This window comes from Polaromonas sp., from assembly GCF_039930745.1.
Taxonomy (GTDB): Bacteria; Pseudomonadota; Gammaproteobacteria; order Burkholderiales; family Burkholderiaceae_C; genus Polaromonas.
In genome coordinates, this window is sequence record NZ_JBDTTH010000176.1 from 1 (window position 1) to 3311 (window position 3311).

The 3311-nt window shown below is 63.3% G+C and carries 2 protein-coding genes; both read left to right on the forward strand.

Annotation, left to right across the window (positions count from 1 at the left end; all coding sequences use genetic code 11):
* Positions 1-531 (forward strand): TAXI family TRAP transporter solute-binding subunit (locus ABI660_RS23265; protein ID WP_348072604.1); only part of this gene is annotated, 531 nt, incomplete at its 5' end.
* Positions 532-656: 125 nt separating this feature from the next.
* On the forward strand, positions 657-3230 hold the full coding sequence (locus ABI660_RS23270) for a TRAP transporter permease (RefSeq protein ID WP_348072606.1): 2574 nt from the start codon (positions 657-659) through the stop codon (positions 3228-3230).
* Positions 3231-3311: the final 81 nt, after the last annotated feature.

Genomic DNA, 3311 nt, shown 5'->3' on the forward strand with positions numbered 1-3311 from the left:
CCCGGTTCCGGCACGCGCTCCTCCATGGAAGAGCTGCTGGTGGCGATGGGCTGGAAGCTCGGCGATTTCTCCCTGGCCTCCGAGCTCAAGGCTGACGAACACGGCCCGGCGCTGTGCGACGGCAAGATCGATGGCTTCTTCTACGGCGTGGGGCATCCCTCGGCCAACATCCAGGATCCGACAACCACCTGCGGCGCCAAGCTGGTTTCGCTGACCGGCCCGGTGATTGACAAACTGGTGGCCGAGAAGCCCTACTACGCCAAGGTCACCATCCCGGGCGGCCTGTACCCGAACAACCCGCAGCCTACCCAGACCTACGGCGTGCTGGCAACCGTGGTGACGTCAAGCAAGACTTCGCCCGAGACGGTCTACCAGGTGACCAAGGCGCTGTTCGACAACTTCGACGAATTCAAGAAGCTGCACCCCGCGCTGGCCAACCTGAAGCCCGAAAACATGGTCAAGGACGGCCTGAGCGCGCCACTGCATGAAGGTGCCGCGCGTTACTACAAGGAAAAAGGCTGGATCAAGTAATCCGGCTGTCTGGCCAGCAGTGCGCTGTTCCGGCAGCGGCTGGCCGACCACACAGGGCGAAGCGGACTTCGCCTTTTTTTTTGAGAGATACGTGCAACGACATGTTGTGTTCCTGAAGGATCGCGATGGCAACCGATATCGAAAAAGCGCCTGAAGCGCTACAGCAACTGGTGGCCGATGTAGATACCGGTGGGCGCAAGCCGACAGGCCTGACAGCGGGAATCATTTTTTCGGTGGCGCTGGTCTGGGCGCTGTTCCAGTACTGGTACGCCTCGCCGCTGCCGTTTGCGCTGGGCTTTGGCATCCTCAACGACACGGAGGCGCGCGCTATCCATCTGGCATTTGCGCTGTTTCTCGCCTTTCTCGCCTGGCCCGCCTTCAAACGTTCGCCGCGTGACCGGGTGCCGGTGCTGGACTGGGTGATGGCGCTGGTGGCCGCTTTCGCCGGTGCCTACATCATGTTGTTCTACGCGCAGATTGCCACTCGACCTGGCCAGCCGACGACCATGGACATCGTGGTGGCCTGCGCCGGCATGGTGTTGCTGCTGGAAGCGACGCGTCGCGCGGTGGGCTGGCCGATGGCTGCCCTGGCCGTCATTTTTGTGGCTTACAGCATGCTCGGCCCGTGGTTGCCCGAGGTGCTGTCGCACCGCGGGGCCTCGCTGAATCGCCTGATGTCACACATGTGGCTGACCACCGAGGGGGTGTACGGCATCGCGCTGGGCGTGTCCGCCGGCACCATTTTTGTGTATGTGCTGTTCGGCGCCTTGCTGGACCGCGCGGGCGGCGGCAATTACATGATGCAGGTGAGTTTTGCAGCGCTGGGGCACCTGCGCGGCGGCCCGGCCAAGGTCGCGGTGGTGTCGTCGGCGCTCAACGGCATGATCTCGGGTTCGTCGGTGTCCAACGTGGTCTCAGGCGGCATTTTCACCATTCCGCTGATGAAGAAATCCGGTTATGGCGGCGTCAAGGCCGGGGCCATTGAAACCATGTCTTCGGTGGACGGGCAAATCATGCCGCCCGTCATGGGCGCTGCGGCTTTTCTGATGGTGGAGTACGTGGGCATTCCCTACACAGACATCGTGCGCCACGCCTTCCTGCCGGCCATCCTGTCCTATCTCGGCCTGTTCTACATCGTCCATCTGGAAGCGCTCAAGATGCACATGCAGCCGCTCATCCGGCGCGAACCCAAGCCGTGGCGCGACCGGGTGCTGCGCAACGCGCTGGGTATCTCCGGCAGCATCATCGTGATCGGCGCGCTGTATTACCTGTTCGAAGGCATCAAAGCCATGCTGGGTGGCGCCGCACCGTATGTCATCGCGCTGGCGGTGGCAGCGCTGTACGGCGTATGCCTGCACCAGGCCGCGCGCAGCCCGGATCTGGCGCAGGACATTGACATCGACAACCCGAAGGCGCTGGACACCTGGCCGACCGTGCGCGCCGGCCTGCATTTCCTGATTCCCATCGGAACCCTGATCTGGTGCCTGATGGTGGAAGAAATGTCGCCCGCCCTGGCCGCTTTCTGGGCCGTGACCATCCTGGTGGTGCTGATGATGACCCAGCGGCCGCTGATCGATGCCCTGCGCCGCACCCGCACGCCGGATGCCTGGCACGAAGGCTGGCGGTCCGTGGTCGATGGTTTTCACGATGGTTCCCGCAACATGATTGGCATCGGCGTGGCCACGGCGACGGCCGGCATCATCGTCGGCGGCATCACGCTGACGGGCCTGGGGCTGCGCATGACGGAGTTCGTTGAATTCGTGTCGCAGGGCAATGTCATGCTGATGCTGCTGTTCATTGCGTTTTCGTGCCTGGTGCTGGGGCTGGGCGTGCCGACCACCGCCAACTACGTACTGGTGGCCACGCTGATGGCGCCCGTGGTGGTGGATCTGGGCGCGCAATCGGGCCTGGTGATTCCGCTGATCGCGGTGCACCTGTTTGTCTTTTATTACGGGATCATGGGGGACATCACGCCCCCGGTGGGACTGGCCACCTTCGCGGCGGCCGCCATTTCCGGCGAGGACGCGATTGAAACCGGCATCCAGGGATCGATCTACGCCCTGCGCACCGTGATCCTGCCCTTCATCTGGATCTTCAATCCGCAGTTGCTGCTGATCGACGTGGGCGGTGCGTTTTCATTTTTCAGCGTGATCTCGGCCAGCATCCTGGCCACGCTGCTTTTTGCCGCGGTCACCATGAACTGGTTTCGCATCAAGAACCGTCTGTGGGAAACCCTGGCACTGCTGGTCGCGGTGATCCTGCTGTTCCGTCCGGATTTTTTCATGGACCAGATTACGCCGGAATACCGTGACGCCCGACCGGCAGAGGTGTTCGAGATCGCGCGCAATGTCGACAGCGGCGGCCGCGTGGTGATGGTCACGCGCGGCACCACGCTTGAAGGCCGCGAGATCGTCAAGACCGTGGCAGTGCAGCTCGGTGACAAGGGGCCCGAGGGCCGCAAGCGCCTGGCCGAGGCCGGTTTGCAACTGGTTCCGCTGGGCGATACCTTGCAGATCGGGCAGGCCAAGTTTGGGTCGCGTGCCGCCAAGGCGGGGGTGGAGCAGGGCTGGGACGTCAGCGCCATCAAGGTGCCGACGGACAGGCCGACCGCCCACTGGTTCTACCTGCCGGCGCTGGCGCTGGCGCTGCTGGTCTGGTGGTCGCAAGGCAGGCGCATGCGGGCAGGCGCCGGTTTATAAGACAAATAGGTCTCCAGCCCTTATCTGGCGGGCGCTACCAGCTATTAAAACAGGAGCATTTCAGTCGCTGGAGGCGCTCCA